General features: G+C 29.0%; 19 protein-coding genes. 3 read left to right on the top strand and 16 right to left on the bottom strand.

Annotated elements, in window-relative coordinates:
- Positions 1–88 precede the first annotated feature (88 nt).
- The 5 genes from H9W90_RS01355 to porU form a co-directional block, all read right to left on the bottom strand.
- Positions 89–1,153, bottom strand: a complete 1,065-nt coding sequence (locus tag H9W90_RS01355; RefSeq protein WP_187482696.1) for a 3-oxoacyl-ACP synthase III family protein — start codon at positions 1,151–1,153, stop codon at positions 89–91.
- Positions 1,154–1,247: 94 nt separating this feature from the next.
- Positions 1,248–1,631, bottom strand: coding sequence for a group III truncated hemoglobin (locus H9W90_RS01350; protein WP_187482695.1), 384 nt, complete (start codon positions 1,629–1,631; stop codon positions 1,248–1,250).
- Positions 1,631–2,113, bottom strand: a complete 483-nt coding sequence (gene cdd / locus H9W90_RS01345) for a cytidine deaminase (protein WP_187482694.1) — start codon at positions 2,111–2,113, stop codon at positions 1,631–1,633. Before cdd ends, H9W90_RS01350 begins: the two co-directional genes overlap by 1 nt.
- A gap of 81 nt (positions 2,114–2,194) precedes the next feature.
- Positions 2,195–3,331, bottom strand: coding sequence for a type IX secretion system outer membrane channel protein PorV (gene porV / locus H9W90_RS01340; protein ID WP_187482693.1), 1,137 nt, complete (start codon positions 3,329–3,331; stop codon positions 2,195–2,197).
- Positions 3,332–3,370: 39 nt separating this feature from the next.
- Positions 3,371–6,766 carry a type IX secretion system sortase PorU gene (gene porU, locus H9W90_RS01335; protein WP_187482692.1) on the bottom strand — a complete coding sequence of 1,132 codons (3,396 nt, stop codon included), beginning with the start codon at positions 6,764–6,766 and terminating at the stop codon, positions 3,371–3,373.
- Positions 6,767–6,966: 200 nt separating this feature from the next.
- Here porU and gldJ point away from each other — a divergent pair, with 200 nt between their 5' ends.
- Together gldJ and H9W90_RS01325 are read left to right on the top strand one after the other, a co-directional pair.
- Complete coding sequence (gene gldJ / locus H9W90_RS01330) at positions 6,967–8,634, top strand: gliding motility lipoprotein GldJ (protein ID WP_187482691.1); 1,668 nt, start codon at positions 6,967–6,969, stop codon at positions 8,632–8,634.
- 66 nt (positions 8,635–8,700) lie between these two features.
- Positions 8,701–9,957 (top strand): UDP-N-acetylmuramoyl-tripeptide--D-alanyl-D-alanine ligase, encoded by a 1,257-nt coding sequence (locus tag H9W90_RS01325; RefSeq protein WP_187482690.1) that lies wholly within the window; start codon positions 8,701–8,703, stop codon positions 9,955–9,957.
- Here H9W90_RS01325 and H9W90_RS01320 read toward each other — a convergent pair.
- Positions 9,950–10,801 carry an N-acetylglucosamine kinase gene (locus H9W90_RS01320; protein WP_187482689.1) on the bottom strand — a complete coding sequence of 284 codons (852 nt, stop codon included), beginning with the start codon at positions 10,799–10,801 and terminating at the stop codon, positions 9,950–9,952. The genes H9W90_RS01325 and H9W90_RS01320 overlap by 8 nt on opposite strands.
- Positions 10,802–10,917: 116 nt before the next feature.
- On the opposite strand from H9W90_RS01320, the gene H9W90_RS01315 reads away from it, so the two are divergent.
- Positions 10,918–11,655 (top strand): tyrosine-protein phosphatase, encoded by a 738-nt coding sequence (locus tag H9W90_RS01315; protein WP_187482688.1) that lies wholly within the window; start codon positions 10,918–10,920, stop codon positions 11,653–11,655.
- A gap of 37 nt (positions 11,656–11,692) precedes the next feature.
- On the opposite strand, the gene H9W90_RS01310 is transcribed toward H9W90_RS01315, so the two are convergent.
- The 10 genes from H9W90_RS01310 to H9W90_RS01265 form a co-directional block, all read right to left on the bottom strand.
- Positions 11,693–14,086, bottom strand: coding sequence for a GumC family protein (locus H9W90_RS01310; RefSeq protein WP_187482687.1), 2,394 nt, complete (start codon positions 14,084–14,086; stop codon positions 11,693–11,695).
- Between the two features lie 6 nt (positions 14,087–14,092).
- On the bottom strand, positions 14,093–14,878 hold the full coding sequence (locus tag H9W90_RS01305; RefSeq protein ID WP_187482686.1) for a polysaccharide biosynthesis/export family protein: 786 nt from the start codon (positions 14,876–14,878) through the stop codon (positions 14,093–14,095).
- A 38-nt stretch (positions 14,879–14,916) separates the two neighbouring features.
- On the bottom strand, positions 14,917–16,812 hold the full coding sequence (locus tag H9W90_RS01300; protein WP_187482685.1) for a polysaccharide biosynthesis protein: 1,896 nt from the start codon (positions 16,810–16,812) through the stop codon (positions 14,917–14,919).
- Between the two features lie 24 nt (positions 16,813–16,836).
- Positions 16,837–17,967 carry a DegT/DnrJ/EryC1/StrS family aminotransferase gene (locus H9W90_RS01295; RefSeq protein WP_187482684.1) on the bottom strand — a complete coding sequence of 377 codons (1,131 nt, stop codon included), beginning with the start codon at positions 17,965–17,967 and terminating at the stop codon, positions 16,837–16,839.
- A gap of 2 nt (positions 17,968–17,969) precedes the next feature.
- Entirely contained in the window at positions 17,970–18,569 is a 600-nt protein-coding gene (locus H9W90_RS01290) for an acetyltransferase (protein ID WP_187483905.1), read from the bottom strand.
- A 1-nt stretch (position 18,570) separates the two neighbouring features.
- Positions 18,571–19,176: a sugar transferase gene (locus H9W90_RS01285; protein ID WP_187482683.1), complete on the bottom strand. Its 606-nt coding sequence runs from the start codon at positions 19,174–19,176 to the stop codon at positions 18,571–18,573.
- Positions 19,169–20,422 (bottom strand): glycosyltransferase family 4 protein, encoded by a 1,254-nt coding sequence (locus tag H9W90_RS01280; protein ID WP_187482682.1) that lies wholly within the window; start codon positions 20,420–20,422, stop codon positions 19,169–19,171. The genes H9W90_RS01285 and H9W90_RS01280 overlap by 8 nt, the downstream gene beginning before the upstream one ends.
- Positions 20,423–20,427: 5 nt before the next feature.
- Positions 20,428–22,305, bottom strand: coding sequence for an alginate lyase family protein (locus H9W90_RS01275; protein ID WP_254712513.1), 1,878 nt, complete (start codon positions 22,303–22,305; stop codon positions 20,428–20,430).
- A gap of 34 nt (positions 22,306–22,339) precedes the next feature.
- Entirely contained in the window at positions 22,340–24,454 is a 2,115-nt protein-coding gene (locus tag H9W90_RS01270) for a bi-domain-containing oxidoreductase (protein WP_187482681.1), read from the bottom strand.
- A 106-nt stretch (positions 24,455–24,560) separates the two neighbouring features.
- Positions 24,561–25,679, bottom strand: coding sequence for a glycosyltransferase family protein (locus H9W90_RS01265; RefSeq protein WP_187482680.1), 1,119 nt, complete (start codon positions 25,677–25,679; stop codon positions 24,561–24,563).
- Positions 25,680–25,689: the final 10 nt, after the last annotated feature.

The raw sequence follows: 25,689 nt of genomic DNA, 5'->3' as shown, positions 1-25,689 counted from the left end.
TTTCAGATTAAATTTTAATACTGAAAATTAGGATTTTTTACGATTAATTAGAATTCGTTGAAAATATGAAATAATTTGTAGTGAAAATTTAGTATCTATATACAATAGCGTTAATATTCATACCTGCTCCAACAGAGGCAAAAATAATTACATCTCCTTTATTTACTTGGTGATTGTCTATCTTTCCTTTTAAAACCAAGTCTAATAATGTTGGTACTGTTGCCACAGAACTATTACCTAATTTATGAATACTCATAGGCATAATGTCTTCTGGCGTTTTCTTCTTATACAACCTATAAAACCTTTTTATAATGGCTTCATCCATTTTTTCATTGGCTTGATGAATAAAAATCTTCTTAACATCGTCTATATCAACTCCACTTTTATCTAATGCAATTTTCATTGCAGCAGGAACTTTAGTAATAGCAAATTCATAAATCTTACGTCCTAACATTTTTATATAACGTACATTTTTATCTTCTTCGTTATTAAATGATTTTCCGAAATATAAATAATTAGCTTCTTCTTTTGAAAAAGTTTGTGTTGCATGACTTAAAATTCCAGAATCAGAATCGTTTGTTTCTTCTACAATACAAGCTCCTGCTCCATCACTAAAAATCATAGAATCTCTATCATGTTTATCAATAACCCTAGACAATGTTTCTGCACCTATTACCAAACATTTTTTTGCAATTCCTGCTTTTATAAATGCTTGTGCTTGTATAACTCCTTCTACCCAACCTGGGCAACCAAAAAGAATATCGTAAGCAACACAGTTCGGGTTTTCTATACCTAATCTGTATTTAACCCTTGTTGCTAAACTTGGAAGAATGTCACTTTGGATAGCTCCTTGTTTTACGTCTCCAAAATTGTGAGCTAATATGATATAATCTAATTCTTCTGGATTTACTTTTGCATCTTCTATTGCTTTTTGTGAAGCAAAAAATGCCAGGTCTGAAGTAGTATATTCTGGTTTTGAATAACGTCTTTCTTCTATACCAGTAATGGTTTTAAACTTATCTATAATAATTTCATTCTCTGATGAGAAGGTAGAACCATCTTCATTTAAAAAATGTTCATTAGCAAATGCAGCATTTTCTTTTTGAATTGATGGAATATAAGTACCAGTACCTGTTATTTTTGATGAAATCATTATAAATATTGCTTTTTTTAAAAGTACTGTTTTTTGACTTTAATGTTGAATGCTGTTTTACTTAAAAACGAAGTTCAAAAAAACAAAAACAGAATTAGTCTTTGTAAAGTCCCATTTTTAATTGCATAACTGTCCCAATAGATCTTGCCCTATTCTTCATATTGTGGGAAATTTCACCATCGAAATTAGCATCAATTGTTTCAAATAAATACGATGTCCAAATGGTGAAATGTTCTTTTTGGAACTTTACAAAAGCATTTTTATCTAAATGTTTTTGCATGGTATTGTTCTTGTAGGTTGCTGTGTCAAATAAAATATCATTCCAAAAATCTGAAATAACTTCTAAATGTTCTTCTAAATGATTTTGTGAAACAATGTCTTCGAAAAATGGAATCATTTTTTCATCAACCAATAACAAATCGTAAAACTTTGTTATGATAAATTTAATGTCTTTACGTGAAGAAATATCTGGTTTCATTATAGATATGAGCTATCAAAAGAAAAAGGTAACAAAGAAAGTAACGATTCTGTTTTAACTATTTCACCAACTTCTCCCATAAAAATTACGGGGAAAGGTTGTTTCTGATTTATTTCGTATTCTGATAACGTTTGTCTACAAGCTCCACAAGGCCCAACAGGTTTGTCTACTTTTGTAATAGATGAACTTGCAGAAATTGCTAGTTTTTTAATTTTAATTCCTGGAAAACTAGAACCCGCTTTCCAAATAGCGACTCTTTCTGCACACATTCCTGAAGGATATGCTGCACTTTCTTGGTTGTTTCCTAAAACAACTTCGTTATTCTCTAACAACAATGCTGCACCAACATTAAATTTAGAGTAAGGTGCATATGCCGTTTTTCTTATTTCTATTGCTTTTTCCATCAGCATTTTATCTTCTGATGAAAGTTCTGAAACATCTTTATAAATTTCTGCTGATGCTGAAACTTCTATTTTTTTCATACAAACTATTTTAGTCAAAAAAAGCAGTCTTTTAATGACTGCTTTTAAATATTTTATAAACTTACTAAATTTTATCGACTTTTAATAATCTTCGAAAACTTCTCCTAAATCAAAAGATAAAGAAAAACGAAGTGAGTTTTCTAAGGGATTATTTACATCTGAAGAATTGATTAAATAGGATAAATCAATATTTAATGCATTGGTTTTAAACCCTCCACCTAAAGTAAAAAATTGTCTATTTCCTTTTGTTTCACTTTCATGAAAATAACCTGCTCTTAAAGCAAAAGCATTATTATAAAGGTATTCTGCCCCTAAGGCATATGTAAATTCTTTAATTTCTTCACTAGAACCTCCTGGAGCATCTCCAAAAGAACTAAAAATTCCTTCAATCCAACCTTTATCTTGGTCTGAACCATCTGGTTGTGGACTTGGAACTAATAGTTTTGTGAATTCAATATTAGTAGAAATGATGTTATAATCGTCTAAAATAAAATCGAAACCACCACCTAATTTTAAGTTTGTTGGAATGAAATCGTCTTGGTCAGTTCCTGGAACGTAAGATACTTTTGGCCCAATATTAGCAATATTAAAACCTAACCTGTAACGTCCGTTAAAGTTTCCGTAGTTTTCCTCTAAAGATTGGTAATATCCAGAAACATCCACAGCAAAAGAGTTTATTGGTTGTAAATTTCCCTGAACTCCTGTAAGTGTTAAATTAGAACGCAAATATTTTAAAGAAACTCCCATAGAAAAAGTTTCACTTAATTTTAATGCATAAGAACCTGTTAATGCCAATTCATTTGGGTTAATTGTTCCGTTAGAATTTCCTTGGCTATCTGTTAAGTCTATTTGTCCTAAAGAAAAATATTTTAAATCTGCTCCCCAAGCTGCATTTTCGCTAAAACGGTTCATGTACGCTAAACTTCCTGTAAAAATATCATCTGTTAAATTACGTAACCATGGAGAATATGTAATACCAGCTTTTACTTGTCTGTTACTAAATGCCATTTTAGATGGATTATGAAACAGTGAAAAAGCATCTGCAGAAGTTGCCACACCAATATCTCCCATTCCACCTGCTCTTGCATCTGGAATAATTAAAAGAAACGGCATTGCTGTTGTTATTCCGCCAACTTCTCTTGTATCAATTTCTGTTTGTGCGTTAATTTTTGCTATTCCGAAAATGCAAATTAAAATATAAATTCCTGCTTTTTTCATTCTTTAATCTTCTTAATTTATATTGCAAATATGTAACTTTTATTGAAGTATTACTAATTTTTCGTACTTCTCTGATACTAAATTGCTAATTGTTGATTTTACTTTTAACTTATATATATAGACTCCTTTTCCTATTTTATTTCCAAAATCGTCCAGTCCATTCCATGTAATACTTCTAGCTAAATTACCAGTTGTTTGTATATTTTGGTTGATTGTTTTTACCAATTTACCAGAAACAGTAAAAATTTGTACTTGAACTTCTAATGGTTCATTAGGTTTGTTATGGTTGAACCAAAATTCTGTGTAATTTACAAAAGGATTTGGATAATTTAAAACGTTTTCTAAATTTAATATAGCATCGCTTACAACCACGAAGTTTAACGTTGCTTCGGATGAATTATTGTACGTGTCCCAAGCTTTTATTTTTAATACATGTGGCCCAACTTCTAAATCTCTTAATCTGTAATTTACCTTTCCGTTGGTAAAATCGTTTAATTCTGTTTGATAAAAATCATTTAAAATTATTGGGTTTGTAGTATCTCCATCTAAAATACCTACAATATCATGATCTACAGCTGTAATAGATGTATTTATTCCGCTTGCGTCTGATAAAACAGCTATTAAATTAGGAGAGGCGTTTGTATTACCACCATCTATAAAAGATTCATCATTCATAAATAGTTTTATTTCTGGTCCCAAAGTATCATCTGGTGCGTTTTCATCAATACCTCCAACTACAACATCAAAATTATATCCTGCTTTATCTGTTTCTCCATTTTCTGCGTAAAAACTCAATTTTCCTTTTCCGTAAGCTATTTTAATATCTTTTGGCACAATAAAATCGAATTTAAAAGTACCCTTTTCTATGGTAGATTTACCTCTAAACAATTTACTATCTTGTGTATCGAAAGTCATTTTAATTCCAAAACCATCATTATCTAAAGTTGTCTTATTTAAAGATTTATCGAAAACTGTGGTAGATAAAGAGCCATTAAAATCAGTTAAAACTGCATCAGAATTATCTACAACTACACCTTCGAAACGAACTTTAGAAAGTGCTTTTAAAGTATCTAAAGATTGTGTAATATCTACATCATTCATTTTTGTGATACGAACATTTGGTTCTGGAATTGCCAATTTCATTGCTGGGTCTCCAAAAGAATAAATAAAGAATTTTTGTGTACTAGAAAACTGATTTTTTGCTTTTACTAATGATTCTGAAATGGTTAAATCTTCATCATTAAATTCTAATAAAACTCGTATTAAGTCTTCATTAAAACGTTGACCTGTAAAAATAAAAACTTCTCTTGTAGTGGTAATCATACTTGCTGCTCCACCAGATTTATTCCATAAAGTGAGTTCTCCTGCAGTAGTTCTATTTGGGTTGTCGAATCTAGAAAAGTCGCAAGTTACTGTAATTAAAAGAGGTAGTGTATTTGGGTTATTAAAACCTTGTACTTGTGGTTTATCTAAAATCTTTTCGGAAGCGAAACCATCTTCTCCTCCATGACCAAAATAATCGAAAACTAAAGTTCCTTTTTCTATGGCATTTGTAATTGCTTTATTTACTTCTGGGTAACGTTCTCCTCCAGAAGAGTTTTGCTGTACATAAGCATCAGAATAAATTTTATTGATATTAAAGATAGGTTTGTTTGCCTTAATTTCATCTGCAATAGATTCTACACCTTGCTCAAGAACTTCTTCACCAGGTTCATCTATATCATCTGCTAATAAAGTAATTGTATTACGCCAATCGCCTATAGATTGCTTACTATAATAAGAAAGAATTTTATCTACCACATCTTGTGCTTGAGTAATTGTAGAAACTGGAATTCTACTAGATGCAACATCTATTGTATGTGAAGAAAGCATATTGCCTTCATTATCATCTAACATTACAAAAAAGTCGTCTGTAACATAAGAGCTTGCCAAATTAAAACTGCTTTCTGATAATTTTACAGGAACAACATTATTATTTCCTGAAACTCTATCTTTATAATCGAAAGAAGCATCACCAAAAAAACACACATACTTTAGTTTTTTTTCTGTTGATGAATTGGTTACATACACATGTTTTAGAAAATCTCTAATTCCAGTAATATCTTTAGAACCTGAAGAGAACTCATTATAAATCTCATCTAGTTGCACAACCTTTGTAGTTAAATTAGAATTATTTTGATGGTAATCTGCCAATCTTTGTGCTTGACCAGATAATTCTGAATCTGTAATTACAATATAATTGATGTCTTTTAAACCATGTAAATTTTGATTGACAACTTTAGCATTTTGAATTGTTTTTGGAATATAAAAATCATTCTCATTTAAAACAATGTATTCTTTTAAACTACCCGCATTATCTTTAAAACTAAAACCAGAAGTTGTGTTTTCATTTGAAATATTTTCTGGGTTTATTGAATTTGTAACATCCCAAACCTGAAAAATATTATTAGCATTTTGTATTTGAAAATCTACTATTCCTGAAGAATTTGCTTGATTAAAACTTCTAAAAGAAAACTGTTTACTATCTGCAAGTAATTGCTTTTTACCTATAATTTCTATAAAGTCTAAAAATGCATTTGCAGATGGATTGCCATTATTATTATATGTTATAGAAACATCTACAACATTAGAAGAGTTTAAAAAACTGCCCAATCTTTCTGAAGTTGTTGCTTTTGTTAATGAAATTGGATTTACTGGAGTAAATGTAAGGGTAAAAACATCAATATTATTTGCTGTTACATTTAATGTAGATGAAGCAACAGAAGTAGAAACGCCTCTTACTCTAATTTTAAGGTTTTCATTAGGGACTGAATTAGGAAAAGGAATTTTAAAATTTTGTGTGTTTTCAATATTTAAATCATTATTAAAAAACCATTGTGTACCAGCTTCTAGGATATTCTTTTCTTCTTTTTCGTAAAAAGTAAAATCATCAAAATTGGTAATTTGGGTATTTGCACTTGTAGTTATTGGAGCTTTTTGCTGAATTCTCTTTCCATCATTATTGTTAACTGTTATAAAGTAATAAGCCTCATCCGAATAAATATTTTGTCTGTGTCTTGCTGTTTCATTTGCTACATCAACGTCCCAATCATGTGGTCCTTTTGCATAAAAGAGAATAAAATCAGAATTATCAAAACTTCCATCATCTTCTCCTTCAATATATATGGCATTTTCTTGTAAATCATCATATCTGAAATCAGAATTTAAAGTAGGCAATAAATTACCACCATTACCATAGATATGAATTTTTTTAGGATTTAAACCATTAGTAGAAACACCTATTTGTTGCAACAAGTTTTTATCTATTTTAAAAACACCAGTTGTATCAACAGAAAACTTATACCAATCTCCAGAAGAAAGCACAGAATTGCTAACTTGTGAATAAATTATCTGTACAAAAAAGCTAAAAAAAAGTAATAAAATATGTCTTTTCATAATCGTATTCAAATAACGCAAAATATTTATAGATATTTTAATACTTATAAAGATAAATTATACTAAATTTAAAAAGCAATCGTTTAATTATTTGTGAACTAAAAAAAGGAGCGTTAAAATTTATAATTTACTTGTTTGAATGTATAATTATTGTAAATTGCATCGCTATAACAAAAACCCTAACAATTTTCAATTAGGAAATGAGAAATATATTAAAAATATCTTTAGTTGTATTAACAACAATGCTTTTAGCTAACTGTAACAGATCTACTTCTGGTAAATCTAAATTAACAGGTTTAGCTTTTAACGACCCAAATAATGGTAACTTTATTAGAGGCAATTCTTTTGAAGGACAAAAACCACCTCTTGGTATGGTTGCTGTTGAAGGAGGTTCTTTTACAATGGGACAAGTGCAAGATGATGTTATGTTCGATTGGAACACAACGCCAAAGAAAATGCATATTCGTTCATTTTTTATGGATGAAACAGAAGTTACAAACTCTGAATATTTTCTATATATCCAGTACATGAAACAAGTTTTTCCTCCATCTGAAGAAAAATACAAGCATGTGTATAGTTCTGTTTTACCAGACACTTTGGTTTGGAGAAAAAGTTTAGGGAATACAGATATTTTATCTGATAACTATTTACGTCATCCTGCATATGCAGATTACCCAGTTGTTGGTGTTAGTTGGTTACAAGCGAACCAATATTGTAAATGGAGAACTGATGCTGTAAACTTAAAAACTTTAATTGATAAAGGCTATTTAGAAAACATTTTTAAAAATGATTCTATTAGAAACTTTTTTGATACAGATGTATTTTTAGCAGATTCAGATAAATTATTTGATGGAGATACAACAATCTATAAGCGTGGAGTTAGAACAAGAGGCTCAAAAGTTAATAGAGGAGAATTCCAAGGAAGAAAAATTACACAAGCAGATGGTATTTTAAGTCAGAAATTTAGGTTACCAACAGAAGCTGAATGGGAATTTGCTGCAAAAGCAAATATTGAAAATAGAGAATACAACAACATTAGAGGTAGAAAAAAATATGCTTGGGATGGTAAGTATTCTAGAGAGAAAAACAAAAGATTTAGAGGAGATCAATTAGCAAACTTTAAACAAGGCCAAGGTGAATACAGTGGTTTATCTGGATGGAGCTCAGACGGTTCTGATATTCCTATTAGAGTTAAAGCATACCCACCAAATGGTTTTGGATTGTATGACATGTCTGGAAACGTGGCAGAATGGGTTGCAGATGTTTACAGACCAATTATAGACAATGAAGCTAACGACTTCAATTATTTTAGAGGTAACATTTTTACTAAAAAAATGATTAATGAAGATGGTAAAGTTGTTATTGCTGGAGGTACTTCTGAAGGATCTGAAGTTGAATATGATACATTACCTAATGGTAAAATTGTACCAAAACAAATACCAGGTTCTGTAAAATACATACCAATTACTAAAGATGATACAACTTTAAGAAGAAACTTTACTGTTTCTGATAATTCAGATATTGGTGATGGAGACTTAAATTCTTCTCGTTTTTATGAAGATGATGAAGAACAATTTGGTTCTAGACCTAGTATGTATAATTCACCAAAAAGACCAACTAGAGAAACTGACTCTAATGGTAATGAAGTTTTAGTGAACGATTCTAAAAAGAGAACAACTCTTATTAGCGATAGAACTAGAGTTTACAAAGGTGGTTCTTGGTCTGATAGAGAATACTGGCTTGATCCTGCACAAAGAAGATATTTACCAGAATACATGGCTACAAACTATATAGGTTTTAGATGTGTTACTGACAAAGTTGGCCCAATGACTTATAAGAAAAGAAAAGTTAGAAATCCAAGTAGATAAAATAAATATCATAAAAAATATAACCTCATTGTTCTTTTTACAATGAGGTTTTTTTATATTTAAAAAATGAAAATTGAAGCAATCTATAAATTATATTCAGAATATTATCTAGTAGATACAGACACTAGAAAAATTCGAGAAAACACTATTTTCTTCGCATTAAAGGGCGACAATTTTAACGGTAATAAATTTGCCGAACAAGCGTTAAAACTTGGGGCAAAATACGCAATTGTTGATGAAGAAGAATTCCAAACTAATGATGCTATTATTTTAGTTGATGATGTACTAGAAACTCTTCAAAAATTGGCAAACTTTCATAGAAAGAAATTAAACACGCCAATTATAGGTTTAACTGGTAGTAACGGAAAAACAACAACTAAAGAACTTATTAATGCTGTTTTAAATAAAAAATATAAAACTACAGCAACAATTGGCAACTTAAATAACCATATTGGAGTTCCTCTAACCCTACTCTCTATGACACCAAAAACTGAAATAGGTATAGTAGAGATGGGAGCTAATCATCAAAAAGAAATTGAATTTCTTTGCAATATTTGTGAACCAGATTTTGGGTATATCACAAATTTTGGCAAAGCTCATTTAGAAGGTTTTGGAGGAATTGTTGGTGTTATTAAAGGTAAAAGCGAATTATATAAATACTTAAAGAAAAATAATAAAATTGCTTTTGTGAATCCGGCTGATAAAATTCAGATTGAAAAAACAAAAAATCTTCAGAAAATACTATTTAATGATAATTTAAAGTTTTTAGAAGCAAATCCATTTGTAAAAATATCTAACGATTCCACAATCATTAAAAGTAATTTAATTGGTAGTTATAATTATACAAATATTGCAGCAGCAATTACCATAGGTAATTATTTCAAAATAAATGGAAATGAAATAAAGAGCGCTATTGAAAAATATATACCAACTAATAATAGATCTCAAATTTTACAAAAAAAGTCTAATAAAATCATTTTAGATGCCTACAATGCAAACCCCTCTAGTATGCAAGAAGCACTTGAGAGTTTTTCTAAATCTAATGATGTATCTAAAACTATTATTCTTGGAGATATGTTTGAATTAGGAAATGAGAGTTCAATTGAACATCAAAACATTGTAGATTTAGCTACAAAATTAAATTTTGATACTATGTATTTTGTGGGTGAACATTTTCACAATACATCGACTGATTTACAGAAGTTTAAAGATTTTAAAGATTTGTATACCTACATAAAAAATAATCCTCTAGAACATCAATCAATTTTAATTAAAGGTTCTAGAGGAATGTCTTTAGAAAGAATTTTAGATCTTATTAATTAATATTATGCTTATGATATTCTAATAAATTATCTATAGGCCTTTGGATAACATCTGTAATTTGTAAGTTGTTCTTAATTGCAATTTTTTCTAAAATATCTCTAAAATAATAAGCTATTGAGCCAATAAAATACAATGGTGTTTCTGCAGTTTTATTATATGGTAATACCCTATACTTAAAAAATTCTTGAAACCCTTTCTTAATAATCCTTTTAATATATTTATCTTCTTTAAAATCGAACATAAATTTAGCAAATGAAGCTAAATACATATTAGGGTTTGGCTCTCTATAAAGATTCTTTTTTATGTAGTCTGCATCTAAATTAAATTCTTTATTAAATTTTTGTGCAATTCTTTGTGGCATATTATCATAAAAATAATCGATAATTAGTTTTTTTCCAAAGTAATTACCACTAGCTTCATCCATTAAGATATAGCCCAATGAAGATACTAACATTTCCATATTAGTACCATTAAAATAACAACTATTAGAACCAGTACCAAGAATACAAACCATTGCTGGCTCTTTACCAGAAGCTGCATAAACAGCTGCTAACATATCCTCTGCAATAAATACTTTAGCATTTACAAAAATAGATTCTAAAATGTTTTTTAAAATTTGAATTGGTTTTGCTGTACCACAACCTGCACCATAAAAATGAATTTCTTCAACTTCATCTTTAATGTTTATTAATTGAAACATATTAATAATTCTGTTATGCAATTCCTTTTCCGGAACAATAGCAGGGTTTAAACCAAGTGTTCTTGTTCTAAACTCTTCATTCTTATCCTTATTTATAGCAATCCAATCTGCTTTTGTAGATCCACCGTCAGCAATTAATATCATAATTATAATAGTTTTATCAAATATATCACAAGTAAATTGCATATACAATAGCGGAATAAACTTCAATCGTTTTCGTTTGCATTAAAATATTGTAAATTTGTATAAAACTAATTTTAATGATTTTTTTCAAAAAAAAAGAGATTCCTTTAGTAGATTTTTTTCCTAAAGATTTTGTCGATATTCACTCGCATCTACTACCAGGAATTGATGATGGTGCAAAGAGTTTAAATAGCTCTATAGAATTAATTTCTAAAATGAATTCTTATGGAATTAAGAGTTTTATAACAACACCTCATGTTTTGGGAGATGTGTACCCAAATTCATCTGATAGTATTAAAAGTAAGTTGAAAGAGGTCAGAGAAGAGCTTTTAAAAAGAAATATGAACGATATTTCTATAAATGCTGCTGCTGAATATATGATGGATGAACAATTTTCTATACTTCTAGAAAAAGATGACATCCTTACTTTAAAAGATAATTTTATTCTTGTTGAAATGTCTTATTTTAGTGCACCTCTAAATTTATTTGACATTATATTTGAAATACAATTAAAAGGATATAAACCTATTCTAGCACATCCTGAACGTTACAATTTTTATCATAATAATTTTGAAGCTTATTATAAACTTAAAAAAGCTGGTTGTCTTTTTCAGTTAAATTTATTGTCGTTAACACCTCAATATGGGAAACATGTACAAAAAATTAGCAATCAGTTATTAAAAGAAAATTTATATGATTTTGTTGGTACTGATACACATCATCAAAATCATCTAGAATTACTTAAAAAAATTGGAACCAAAAAGAATCTAGAAAAAATTGAGCATTTATTAAATAATAATAAAAAGTTTTTATAAAAAAAGCATCCTAATTGGATGCTTTTTAAATTATAATTTAACTAAATATTCTCTTATACCAAGGTTTTTTAACCTCTTCTACGTAACCATAACCATAGCCGTAACCATAACCATAACCGTAACCATAACCTCTACTCATATCTGTATCATTTAAAACTACAGACATATTTGGTAATTTTTTTTCTTTATATAGTGTTTGAGGTACAACTAACATTCTTTTATCCAAGTAATTTGCTCTTGCCACATATAAAAACATATCAGCATATTTAGATATTAATAATGTATCAGTCACTAAATTAACAGGTGCTGTATCAACAATAATATAATCATAGTCATTCTTAACTTCATTGAATAGCTCTTGAATTTTATCAGTTAATAATAACTCAGCTGGGTTTGGTGGAATTACACCAGAAGCAATAATATCTAATCCTTTAATTTCTGGTATGGAGAACTTTACATCATCTAAAGAAATACTATCATTTGTAATAAAATTTGTTATACCTTTTCTCTCAGGAATACCTAAATATTCAGTAACTTTTGGAGCTCTTAAATCCATTCCTAATAACAAAACTTTCTTACTTGATAAAGATAGTGCTGCCGCTAAGTTGATAGATATAAAAGATTTTCCTTCTCCACTTGTTGTAGATGTTATAAAAATTGTTTTTCCTTTTGAGTCTTTTAAACCTGTTAAAATAAAATCTAAATTTGTTCTTATTAATCTAAATGCTTCAGCAGTATTTGACCTAGTATCTGTACCTATTACAATTTTCTCTTTTGTTTCTGAATGAGGAACATCCCCTAAAAACGGAATATCTGTTAACTCTTCAATATCTTTTCTAGTATGAATTTTTGTATCTAATAAGTTTTTTAAATATATAACAATCATTGGAATTAATAATCCAAACATAATTGCTGCTAAATAAATTATTTTTCTATTTGGAGAAACTGGAGAATTTGAACCATAAGCAACATCTATAATTTTTGCATTAGCCACTGCAACAGCAAGTGAAATAGCAGTTTCCTCTTTTTTCTTTAATAAATAAGAGAATAAACCTGAAATAATTTCTTGCTGTCTTGCAATGTCAATAAATCCTCTTTCAACAACTGGAATTGTAGATTTCCTAAAGCTTATTTTGCCTTGTTCTTTTTTGAGCTGATTGTATTGAAGTTCTAAAGAAGATATAAGGTTTCTTAAATTCAGTTTCAAGTTTAACTTTAATCTTGCAATGTTATTATTAAGTTCTATTAATTTGGGATTTTTAGCCCCAGCGTTAACAACTAACTTATTTTTATCCATTATAAGTTCGTTATAACGATCAATAGACTCTGATATAGTTACATTTTGAAAACCTAAATTAGAAGGTAAGAGCCCTCCTTTATCAGATTGACTATCCAAACTTTCTTGAATCCAATTAGCTAAACTTAATTCAGTTTGAATTGTTAAAATATTATCGTTATTTTTTGCTAAATTCTCTAATATAAGCTCTCCTTCATTAGACACCCCTGTAAAGCCGGTCTCTCGCTTAAATTCTTTTATACTATCTTGAATTAGATTAAGTTCACTACCTACACTCCTGATACGGTCATCAATAAATCTCTTTGTTTTTCGTGAAACTTCATTTTTATCATTTATTGCATCAATATTGTATTGCTTTACTAATTCATCTAGAAAGTCCTCTGCTTTTTCAATTAAAGGGTCATTTAAAGAAAGGGTTATAACTGAAGAGTTTTTACTTACTGAAGATATATTTACTCTACTTTTATAACTGCTAATAACTTTAAATCTAGGTGTAATTTTAATGATTATTTCTTTACCTACCTCATCATCAATTAGAAATTTAGGATTTTTTTTTATTTCAAACACACCTAAACCAGTATTTAAAACTTTATTAAATGTACCTTCAGACTCAATAACACCGATAGAGTTTTTTAATTTAAAAGAATTATTATCAATTACAATAACAGATATTAAGGTATCTCTTAAGGAAAGTGCTCTCTTTTTTTCTATAAAATTTAAAAATATTGGTGATTTGGTATAAATTTCAAATTCTTTAACCCTACCTTTTGTAAAGTAAGAAATATCAAAATTTAAACTATCTACTACACTTCCAATTATTTTTCTAGACTTTAATATTTCAATTTCATTGTCTGTATTATTACTAGAACCTCCTCCGACTATACCCAAATCTTCAAAAGCAGCTAATTCAGCTGAAATTCCTGACTTATTATTGTCTTTTATTAAAATTGAAGTGGTTGCACTATATAATGGTGTTGCGTACCTTAAGTATAGGTATGACAGTGCAAATGATAAAATAGCAACAAACAAAAACCATTTCCAATGGATTAAATACTTCTCAATTTCTTCACGAATATTTAATTTATTACTATCATCACCTAATTGTGAATTAAGACTTATATGTTCTTTATTCATAGATTTTTATCGTGTTAAAATAGTTATTAATGAGATTAAGATTGAACCAATAGATATAAATAAGCCCGTATTCTGGTTATAACTAGCAGATTGTGAAGCTGCATAGTTTGGCTCAACATAGACTACATCATTTTGCTGCAAATAATAAACCGGAGAAATATTTATTTTATTAGATAATAAATTCACTCTGTATTGCACTTTTTTTCCATCCTCTTCCCTTTGAACCAAAATATTATTACGTTGACCTGATATATTTAAGTCTCCAGCTAAAGCAATAGCTTCTATAATTGTAATTCTTTCATTTGGGATGGTATAACTACCTGGCTTTCCGACATCTCCTAATACACTAATCTTATAATTTGCGATCCTTATATTAATATTTGGTTTTTTTAAAAAATCTGGTTCTAGTTTGTTTTTTAATAATTTAATAGCATTATCTCTAGACAACCCGCCAAGTTTTAACTTCCCAATGACAGGGAAGTCAATTTCACCTTTATTATCAACTAAATAATTTTGTTGTTGAGCTACTCCAATTGCTGAGTTTGATGTTGTAGAGTAGGTTACTGCTGCTAAATTAAATGGCTTAACCGCCTCGGTATCTTGCGCTGTAATAGTAATTTGCAATAAATCATCTGGTTTTATAATTGTTTCGTAACTATTACTAACTTTTGATTGATCTATCTTATCATTCTGGAAGTAAACTATATCTTTTTTTGAAACACATGAGGTGAAAAAAAATATAAATAAAAAAACTCTAAAAAAGTCTTGAGTTTTTATTTTGCTCTTGATCATATTAATTTTTTTTGCGAAAATAATATAAAAATTAAACTTTAACTAACTTTATCTAGCTTTTCAAATTTAGAATTATTTGAAATATACTCTGGTACAATTGCTTTTAATTTTGAGACTATCTGATCATTAGATAAAATTTGGTTATTCTTGAAAAGGTACTCAATAGTTTCTTTAATTTCTGTAGAATTAATTTCTGAAACTTTGGCTATCAATATTTTTTCATGATAAGTTTTTGTTGTGTCTTCTCCACTAGCTAAAAGCTCTTCATATAATTTTTCTCCTGGCCTTAATCCAGTAATTTTTATATCAATATCATCAGGGTATTTTAAACCAGATAATGATATCATTCTTTTTGCCATATCAAAAATCTTAACAGATTTTCCCATATCAAAAATATAAATCTCTCCCCCTATTCCCATTGTTCCTGCTTCTAAAACTAACCTACAAGCTTCGGGTATTGTCATAAAATACCTAGTGATATCTTTATGCGTTACCGTTAGTGGTCCACCTTTTTCAATCTGTTTCTTAAATAGAGGGATTACTGAACCGTTAGAACCTAAAACGTTACCAAATCGTGTTGTAGTAAACTTTGTATTAATTGTTTCCTTACTTAAGCAGCTGATATACATTTCTGCAGCCCTTTTTGTTGCTCCCATTACATTAGTAGGATTTACTGCTTTATCTGTAGAAACCATTACAAATCTATCAACATTAAATTCTAAAGATAAGTCTGCTATGTTTTTTGTACCACAAATATTAATTTTTATAGCTTCATATGGGCTTTGCTCCATTAATGGAACGTGTTTATAAGCTGCTGCATGAAAAACTTTTTGAGGTTTAAATTCATCAAAAATTTCTACCATTCTTTTTCGATCTCTAACATCTGCAACTAAAGCTGTAAAATTTTGAATGCCATTTTGCACTAATTCTTGTTGTAAGTCGTATAAAGGAGATTCTGCTTGGTCTATTAAAACTAATAGTTTCAAATTATATGAAGCTAATTGACGGCTTATTTCACTACCTATAGAACCTGCAGCACCTGTGACAAATACAACTTTATCTGTAACTTCTCTTTTTACAATTGGGTTGTCAATTAAAATTTGTTCCCTATCAAGTAAATCATCAATATTTATTTGCTTAATTTGATTAGCTTGCAAATCTCCTTCAATCCATTTTGATAAAGGTGGTACAATTTTAACTTTTACGTTTAAATTTAACAAACTATCTGTAATTTCAAGTAATCTACTAGATTTAATATTTTGAATTGAAATGATTACTTCAGTAATGTCATTCTTTTCTATGAATTCTTCATCTATTTTTGTAGGATCATAAATCTTAATTCGATCAATTTTTTTATTTATTTTGTTTGGATCATCATCAATAAATCCACAAATATCATAATTATTTTTAGTATCTCTATTTAGAGCTCCGTAAGTAATCATTCCAGAGTCTCCCGCTCCATAAATTAATGCATTTGTAATTGATTTTAATTCAGTTGATACTACTTCATAAAAAGCTTTAAATAAAAACCTACTTATTATTAAAAGAAAAGTACTAAGTAAGTAATGAATTAATATAATTGATATAGGAATTGTAAAAGATTCAAAAATATTAAAAACTCTATTGGTTATAACTAATAATATCCCAGAACCAGCCAATAGGGAGGTAGCTAAAAATACGTTAAACGCATCTTTTGTACCTGTGTGTCTAATGATTCCTTTATAAGAGCCTACAATTAAAAAACATACTGTAGATATTATAGCCAAAATTGGAAGTTGACCAAACAATTTATCAGTATCAAAGTCAAAAGATAAATTAAATCTAACCAAATAAGCAAATACGAAAGAAATAACAACTAAAACGACGTCAATAAATAAAACAAGCCATTTAGAGGTATATTTATTTAAGTTTTCTAAAAAAAATCTTTTAAACATAGAATGTAAAAATTGTTTAGCAATTTACAATATTTTTTTGATAGTGTCTTCAATTCTTTTTTTATCTAACTCGCTTAAATTTGAACCAGAAGGCAAACATAAACCTGTATTAAATAAGTTTTCACAAATATTTGTTCCGTAAAAATCTGAATCTTTAAAAACGGGTTGCAAGTGCATAGGTTTCCATAGTGGTCTTGACTCTATGTTTTCATCCAACAAAGCTAATCTTAATTCTTCTCTAGAAAAAGGCGCTTTACTTTCGTCTATTGTTATACAACTTAACCAATGATTTGAGAAATAATCTTCATTAGGCTCTTCAAACACGGTAACGCTATCAATATCCTTAAAAATCTTTTTATAAAATTGATTCATATCTCTCCTCAAAGAAATATGATCTTCCAAAACTTCCATTTGACCTCTACCAATTCCAGCAACAATATTACTCATTCTGTAATTGTAACCTATTTCTGAATGCTGATAATGTGGTGCTTCATCTCTTGCTTGTGTAGCTAGAAAAATTGCTTTTTCTTTTGATTTTTTTGTATTACAAACTATTGCACCACCACCAGAAGTTGTAATAATTTTATTTCCGTTAAATGATAGTGCTGCAAATTCTCCAAAAGTACCACAACTCTGACCTTTGTATGTAGAACCTAAAGCTTCTGCTGCATCTTCAATTAAGGATATATCATATTTATTAGCAATGGTAATAATTTCATCTATTTTAGCTGGCATTCCATATAAATGAACCAAAATAATTGCTTTTGGTTTTATACCTTTTAAAATTCTATCTTTAATTGCTTTTTCTAATTGTAGTGGACACATATTCCAAGTATCTTCCTCACTATCAATAAACACAGGTATTGCTCCTTGATAAGCAATTGGGTTTGCTGAAGCAGAAAAAGTCATGCTTTGGCAAATTACCTCATCTCCTGCAACTACGCCAGATAAAATTAAACCTAAATGGATTGCTGAAGTTCCTGAAGAAAGCGCGCCAACTTCTTTTTCTGTTTTTAAAAACACTTTTAAATCTTCCTCAAATCCTGCTACATTTGGGCCTAGGGGAGCTATCCAATTAGAATCAAATGCTTCCTTTATGTACTTTAATTCATTACCTCCCATATGTGGAGATGAAAGCCAAATTTTAGATTTCATATTTATTTTTTGTATTTTGTTATTTTACCTGGGTTACCAACAACAGTCGCAAAATCTGGTACATCAGAAATTATAACGGCTCCTGCTCCAATAATAGCCCATTTTCCTATTTTAATGTTAGGAATTACAATAGCTCCAGCACCAATATGTGTTCCTTCTTCAATAGATACATTTCCTGTAATTGTAGCATTAGGTGATATATGTACAAAATCTCCTATAGAACAATCATGTTCAATAACTGCAGCTGTATTTATAATTGTATGTTTACCTATGTTAACATCTGTATTTATAGTTGTACCGGCCATTATAACTGTTCCTTCTAATATTGATACATTAGTTGCTATTACAGCTGTTTTATGGATTAAAGTAGTAAACGAAACGTTTAATTTATTACTTATTTTTTTTCTTATTTCATTACTTCCAATACTAATTAAAAAACTATTGTCTAAAAAATTATTGAGTTTACTTAATGGAAGTATTGGAGTTTCATTGAGTAAATTAGCTTTAGGACTATCATCAAAAAAAACTTTAATAGTTTTATTCTGACTTAAAGCAACATCTCTTACGACCTTGCCATGTCCGCTTGCTCCAAAAAGACAAATATTACTCATTTCCTTTAAATCTAACTGTTGTTGCTTGGTTTTCTGTATTTATGCCTTCAGATTTAAAAACCTTAGCAAAAGTCATAAAAAATATTTTAGTATCTAATTGAATAGATAAGTTTTCTACATACCAAACATCAAACTCAAATTTTTGATCCCAACTTATTGCATTTCTACCATTCACTTGTGCCCAACCTGTTATACCCGGTTTTACTAAATGTCTTTTATGCTGCCTATCATTATATAATAACAAGTATTCTGGTAATAATGGTCTTGGCCCAATTAAAGCCATATCTCCTTTAATAACATTAATTAGTTGTGGTATTTCATCTAAAGAAGCACTTCTTATAGATTTACCAATTTTAGTAAGTCTAATTGAATCAGGAAGTAAATCACCATTTTTATCTTTACCGTCATTCATTGTTTTGAACTTAATAACTTTAAAAATTTTACCGTCTTTACCTGGTCTTTGCTGAAAAAAGAAAGGTGTTCCTTTATTATTGTATATCAATAGAAAAAAAACAACAATAAAGATAGGTAACAACACAACAAATGCAATTAAACCTACTAAAATATCAAAAAAACGTTTAAAAAAATATTTATACATTATTGTGGAAAGTTAATTTAATTTTCTCTAAATACTCTTTTGCTAAAATATCTCTATCAAAATGTGATCTAGCATATGTATACCCATTGGCTCCCATTTCATTTAATTCTTTTGAAGTTTTATTTGCTAGAATTTTTGCTCCCTCTACAATAGAATTAATGTTTTCAGGCTCTACATAAATACCGCAATTAGCATCATTTATTAGTTGCCTAGAAACACCGTCAATAGCTAAAAAAACTGGCTTTTTACATGACATGTAATCAAAAGTTTTATTTGAATAAATTGTTTTAAATGTGTCTACTTTTTTAAGAACAGATGCTCCTGCATCCGAAGCCAAAATATATTTAAACACTTCTTGCTTTGCAACTGGCGCCCTAAAAATCACATTATTTAACCCTCTTTTATCTACTTCTTTAATTAATTCACCTTTAAGCATCCCTGCTCCAATTAACTGAAATACAATATTAGTATCTTGTAATTTTTCTGCTGCTTCCACAAGTTGAATTAAATGATTAGCAACGCCGTGAGCACCTACGTAAGTAATTACAAACTTACCTGTTAACCCTAATAGATCTTTAAACTTTTCTGAATCAAAATCTTTTTGCATTTTTTCTGACAAAGTAAAATCTGCTGCATTTGGTATAAAAATAACTTTATTGGGTGGAACATTTTTGGCACTTATTAATTTTTCTTGAAAAGCTGGAGTTAAGACATTTATTAATTTTGCTTTTTTATATATAAATCGCTCAAACCAAAAAGCAAAATTAATAATCATTCCGTTTTTTAAAACTCCAGTATCTATTGCTGATTCTGGCCATAAATCTCTAATTTCAAAAACAAAAGGCACGCGTTTAATCAATGATAAAAAATAAGCGGTTATTCCAACAAATAAAGGAGGAGAAGTAACTAGAATAATATCAAATTTACCTTTTGTCTTAAAAAGTCCTGCATAAATACTAGAAAATACAAAAGAAAAATATGCCCACAGCCTTCCTAGAAAACTTACATTATAACTTTCAGAAACATGACACCTTAAGACATCTACATTTTTATAAAACTGAAGATCCTCATATATAAACTTACCTTTATATCTTTCTTCTTTTTTCCCAGTTGTGTAGTGAACCATACCTGCTAACACTGTTATTTCGTGACCTTGATTTGCCCATACCTGTGACATTTCATTGAAACGAGAACCTCCCCCATCTCCTTTCTCCAAAAAATATTGATGAATAAGTAGTATTCTCATAATATTTAATTAATTCTTATTGTAGTATTAAAAGTATTTTTTTCAGTTACAAATGTAAGCCTAATTGCTTTCTCTTTTATACCATAATACCCAGAAAACCATTTTTCTTCTATTTTTGGTTTAAGTATATTTCCATCACAGTCTTTTGTTACAATTTCAATTTCATTTAAATAATCAGGATTCAGGTGCCAATACTGGTATATTTTACGACTACCTTTATTGTTCACGCTATCAATTATTTTCCATGTGTTTTTCGAGATTGTCTTGTTTATTTTTCTAACATGGATTATATTTCTAGTAAGCTGTTTAAAAGCATTAATTGACCCTTCAAATTTAAAAGTATTTTGGTCTTTAACTAAATTAGCCTTAACTTTATTTATCCAATAATACCAAATAAAACGCCCTCCTTTTAACATTTGATTATACCCTTCTATACCAATAGTATTATGACCTTCAACACCTGTAAAATAATTAATATTCTCTAATGTTGTATTGTATTTATAAGAACCAGAATCTCTTAAATAATTAACTCCATTTGCCCAAATATCTAAATGTAAATTATCTGACTGAAATGGTCTATCTTTATAAGCTCCGCATCTTATAAATGTTTTTGTTGCTCCTTCTTGAATTATATAATAACCACCTTTTTTAAAAACATTAACCTCAGGTTGCTTTTGCTTTTCCTTTTGGTTTGGATTAACCCCATACCACAAATTACTTTTAGATTTATTAAACGTATATTCATTTAGAACTGCTCTTAAATCTTCTAGTTGAGATGTATAAACTCTATAATCATCATTTGTTAATTTAAAAAATAAGGCCCCATCATTTGACCCATAATTTGGTAATTTACCAGTTATTGAATCTGAACAAGCATCTAAAAAATCTAATGATTTTTGTGCCCTGTTATAAACTACATCTTTAAACTTATCTTCATTAATTTTAGCTAGTTGAATACCCCAAGTAAGCAATTGTATTACAACTCTGTGATAATTCATTGAAAACTGCAAAAAAGTTCCATCTTCATAAATTTGATAAGCAATTTCTTGCTCAAACCATTTCTTACCTTTTTTACTCCATTTCTTAACATCAGGAAAAAACGGAAAAAGTTTCTCTGAAAGATACAGCATTAGAGTTTCTGTTATTGCATGATTATTTCTTACGGTAATTCTTGAAAAATGTATGTTATGAAATACATGATGAATTTGCCAAAAAATATGATGCATTATTTTATCAAATAAAACATCTGTTAGGTTTTCGGAATCTTTGTAATAATATAAAACAAATGTCCAATTTAAAACACGTAAACTTATTTCTTGACTACATTTATAATTAGGACCTTGATTTATTGGGTTATTGTTAATAAAATCTTCAATTTCACCAAAAACATATTTAGATTGATCATCATTGTAATGATAATCATAACGAATTACATCATAAAGAAATGAAAATCTTGCTTTTTCCCAAACATACTTTATGTCTCCAGCTTCGCTTGATAAATCTTGTATTTCTGACCAATGTTTATTGATATCATATTTAAAGCCTGTATCTGGGTTTGTTAACCAATCATAATTTGCTCCTAAATCAATTTTAGTTTTATTAAAAAAAGTAAAAAACCCTTTCTGTATATCTTTAAAATTTTCAAGTAATTCACTGGACTCTCCTCTTTCTAAATTAGGTATGTTTTTTCCGTAAAAGAAAAAAGGAGGCAAATTATTTCTCCATTTTTCTAATGAGATATAACTTTCAAAATTTGGTTGAACAGGAAATTTTTTTTTCTGCCAACCAAGCTTGGTTTTTATAGTATAAAAAATCCTAAAAAAAAGATAACGAGCCCCCATATTAGATATGAGGTTGGTTATTCTTCTTATCTTTTGAATCATTTTTGTAATTTTATATTATTGAAAAATAAATTACTTATTCAACATCAACCCACTTTGCTTCTTTTAAACTTTGTATAGCTGCAAAGCTTGCTTTTGTTACATTAATTAACTCATCATAAGGAATTAGAGCAATACTTCCTTTTTTAATCTCTTCCAAAATTAGGCCAAATTGTGTTTTATGCCCTTTATCTAATTTAGTTTTCAGTTTAGAAAAACCTTTAGTTCCATAACCAGAAGTTTTTATAAAGTTATCCATTATTAATGTTTTCTCTTGTGAAAAAACTTCTAAACGTTCTTTTGAATATGATTTAGAACCATTTGCAAAATAGTTTACAACACCTGAAGAACCATTTTCCATCTTCACTAAAATAGAAGCATTATCTGTATTCTCTGCAGGATTTTCACCTAATGCATTCATACAAACTGTTTTTATTTTACTTCCAGTTAAGTATACCATTAAATCTAAATAATGACATGCTTCACCTATAATCCTACCTCCACCTACTTGCATATCGTGTACCCAAACATCAGAAGGGATAGCTCCTGCATTCATTGTTGCTACAATATTCATAGGTGCATTACCGACTAATGATTTTATTTTTTCTGTATGTGGAGAGAAACGCCTGTTAAATCCAATCATTAAAGTTCCATTGTTATTTTTATAAGTTTCTTCAATAGCTTCTAGTTCTTCATGGTTAAGTGCTAATGGTTTTTCTACAAAAACATGCTTGCCCTTATCTAAAGCTTTTGTAACCATTTTGGCGTGTAAATTATGACGAGTTGTTATCATTACAAGATCTACATCTTTATCATCTAACACTAGATCGTAATCTGTCGTGCTTTGTGTAATATTATGTTTTCTAGCAAGCGCTGTACCATTAACTCCACCAGAAGAAACTATATGTTTAATTTGAGCGCCAGTTCCTTTTAATGCAGGTAGTAAAGTCATTTTAGTGAAATTACCTGCTCCAATCAATCCAATAACACCTTTTAGGGATTTTAACTCTTTTTTATTGACGACTATTGTATTTTCAAGCTTTGTATTTTCATTATATTTTATAATGGAAGCAATTGATTTTGAACTACCAATTTCTCCATAAATTTTATCAAACTCATCTAAAGGCACAATTTCAGAAATTAAGTTTGCTACTTTTATTTTACCTGACGAAATTAACTGTAAAACAGTTTCAAAATTTCTTTTTTCCGTCCATCTAACAAATGGTAACGGGTAGTCAATTCCTTTAAACTCATAATCATCATCATATCGTCCAGGCCCATAAGAACAAGACACCTGAAAACTCAATTCTTTTTCGTAAAATTCTGCTCTAGAAATATCTAACCCGATAACTCCAACCAATGTAATTCTACCACGTTTTCTACTCATTTGAGCTGCTTGAGAAATAATATCGTTAGATTTTGCAGACGCAGTTATTAATACACCATCTGCCCCAATATTATTAGTATTTTCCAAAACGAATTTTACAGGATCATTTCCCTTTAAAGGATTAAAAGCTATAATTCCTTTTTCTTTAGCAATTTCAACTTTATTATCATCTAAATCGTAACCAATTACCTTACATCCATTTGCTACGAGCATTTCCGCAGACAACAATCCAATTAAACCTAAACCAATTACAACAATGGTTTCACCCATAGTAGGATTTATTAGGCGTATTCCTTGTAAACCTATTGAGCCAATTACTGTAAATGCAGCTTCTTCATCTGAAATATTATCTGGAACATGAGCTACTAAATTCTGTGGAATTGAGACAAATTCAGCATGTTGCCCATTAGAAGCAACTCTATCTCCTACTTTAAAATCAGTTACTTCTCTACCTACAGCAACTACTTTTCCTACGTTACAATAGCCTAAAGGAAGTGGTTGTTCTAATTTATTAAAAACAGTCTCAATGGTTGGCATTAATCCTTCTGTTTTTATTTTATCTAAAACCATTTTCACCTTGTCTGGCTGCTGTCTTGCTTTTTGTATTAAAGAAGCTTTACCAAACTCTACTAACATACGCTCTGTACCAAGGGAAACTAAACTTCTAGTAGTTTGAATTAAAACTTGTCCTGGTTTTACTTTAGGTGAAGGTAAATCTGCTAATTCTGTTATTCCTGTTTTAAAGGATTGTAATATTTGTTTCATAGTTATATAATCAATTTTATTTATGCAATTAGAAATTTAGATGTAGTTATATAAAATTATTTATTAAAAATAACATCAACTACCTCAATCTAAACAATAATCTACTCTATTTTTCAATAATTTCTAATATTGCTTTTTTTAATTCATTTTCTTCAGTTGTATATTTATAAACACTTTCGGGTAGTCTATTAATATTGTTAACCCATTCAGCAATTTGATTTCTCTCAACTATATTAAGCATCTCAACTACTTTTTTAACTTTATCTTTAGGAACACTAACACCTATATTATAATCGAGAACCGACTGCTCATCTCCACTTTTCTCTAAAACAATTAATGGTTTTTTATAACAAATACTTTCATAAAATCTATTTGTTCTTGCCCATTTCCAGTTTAAATCCTCTTCACTAGGAAAAGGGTAACATGCCCAAACAATATCAACTTTTCCATATAAATCTACTAAATCATTTGGAGACTTATATTGACCTAGAAATTTTATATTTGAAATCTCTTTAGCTTCTTCTGGCAAAGTTATTGGATTTACTGGATAACCAGCAATTAATATATCAAATTTGTTTTCATGGGTTATGGCTAAATTTTTTAGCACACTCCAAGACCAATCACATCTCAATAACCCAAAGTAACCTATTGTAATTTTACCATTATCCTCTTTTTTAATTAATAATTCCTCATCAAACGCTTTTTCCAATTTATTTTCTAAAATCAGGTATTTAATAGAGGATTTTAACCAATTTTGATAATATCCTTTTACAAAACCAATTGAGGTAGAAACTAACAAACTACACTTTTTTAAAAAAAATAAATCCAGTTTTCTAACAAACCAACCTGTAGTCCCTCTAGCAACTTGTATTCTTCGTAAATCTCCTACTTCAATTACAACAGGTCTATTCAGCCCAAATCCCGCGATTATAGATATATAGGCCATATCTGGATTTGAAGCATAAACTACGTCACAAATTTTAATTTGTTTTCTTAAAATTGGTAAAGCTTTCAAAAATTTAAAAATTCTTTCCAAATATTTCCCATGAGAAATTTTACCTAAACTAGTTACCTCACAATCAGGTAATCTACCCTTTAAATACTCTCTTTCAAATGCTACAGCTGCCAAATTAAACCCTACATTCTTAAGCATTGAAATTCTTTTTGAATGTCTAGGTTGTCCTAAAACTGGCAATACACTTAAAACTTTAATTTTATTTTCCATTTTAGTTTTC

Origin of the sequence: Polaribacter pectinis, from assembly GCF_014352875.1 — a bacterium.
GTDB classification, from domain to species: domain Bacteria; phylum Bacteroidota; class Bacteroidia; order Flavobacteriales; family Flavobacteriaceae; genus Polaribacter; species Polaribacter pectinis.
This window is presented reverse-complemented; position numbering and strand designations above follow the sequence as displayed.

Bases quoted from the DNA above. Each gene is read 5' to 3' on its own strand.
- H9W90_RS01355 (WP_187482696.1), bottom strand. From the start codon at position 1,153: ATGATTTCATCAAAAATAACAGGTACTGGTACTTATATTCCATCAATT.
- H9W90_RS01350 (WP_187482695.1), bottom strand. From the start codon at position 1,631: ATGAAACCAGATATTTCTTCACGTAAAGACATTAAATTTATCATAACA.
- cdd (WP_187482694.1), bottom strand. From the start codon at position 2,113: ATGAAAAAAATAGAAGTTTCAGCATCAGCAGAAATTTATAAAGATGTT.
- porV (WP_187482693.1), bottom strand. From the start codon at position 3,331: ATGAAAAAAGCAGGAATTTATATTTTAATTTGCATTTTCGGAATAGCA.
- porU (WP_187482692.1), bottom strand. From the start codon at position 6,766: ATGAAAAGACATATTTTATTACTTTTTTTTAGCTTTTTTGTACAGATA.
- gldJ (WP_187482691.1), top strand. From the start codon at position 6,967: ATGAGAAATATATTAAAAATATCTTTAGTTGTATTAACAACAATGCTT.
- H9W90_RS01325 (WP_187482690.1), top strand. From the start codon at position 8,701: ATGAAAATTGAAGCAATCTATAAATTATATTCAGAATATTATCTAGTA.
- H9W90_RS01320 (WP_187482689.1), bottom strand. From the start codon at position 10,801: ATGATATTAATTGCTGACGGTGGATCTACAAAAGCAGATTGGATTGCT.
- H9W90_RS01315 (WP_187482688.1), top strand. From the start codon at position 10,918: ATGATTTTTTTCAAAAAAAAAGAGATTCCTTTAGTAGATTTTTTTCCT.
- H9W90_RS01310 (WP_187482687.1), bottom strand. From the start codon at position 14,086: ATGAATAAAGAACATATAAGTCTTAATTCACAATTAGGTGATGATAGT.
- H9W90_RS01305 (WP_187482686.1), bottom strand. From the start codon at position 14,878: ATGATCAAGAGCAAAATAAAAACTCAAGACTTTTTTAGAGTTTTTTTA.
- H9W90_RS01300 (WP_187482685.1), bottom strand. From the start codon at position 16,812: ATGTTTAAAAGATTTTTTTTAGAAAACTTAAATAAATATACCTCTAAA.
- H9W90_RS01295 (WP_187482684.1), bottom strand. From the start codon at position 17,967: ATGAAATCTAAAATTTGGCTTTCATCTCCACATATGGGAGGTAATGAA.
- H9W90_RS01285 (WP_187482683.1), bottom strand. From the start codon at position 19,176: ATGTATAAATATTTTTTTAAACGTTTTTTTGATATTTTAGTAGGTTTA.
- H9W90_RS01280 (WP_187482682.1), bottom strand. From the start codon at position 20,422: ATGAGAATACTACTTATTCATCAATATTTTTTGGAGAAAGGAGATGGG.
- H9W90_RS01275 (WP_254712513.1), bottom strand. From the start codon at position 22,305: ATGATTCAAAAGATAAGAAGAATAACCAACCTCATATCTAATATGGGG.
- H9W90_RS01270 (WP_187482681.1), bottom strand. From the start codon at position 24,454: ATGAAACAAATATTACAATCCTTTAAAACAGGAATAACAGAATTAGCA.
- H9W90_RS01265 (WP_187482680.1), bottom strand. From the start codon at position 25,679: ATGGAAAATAAAATTAAAGTTTTAAGTGTATTGCCAGTTTTAGGACAA.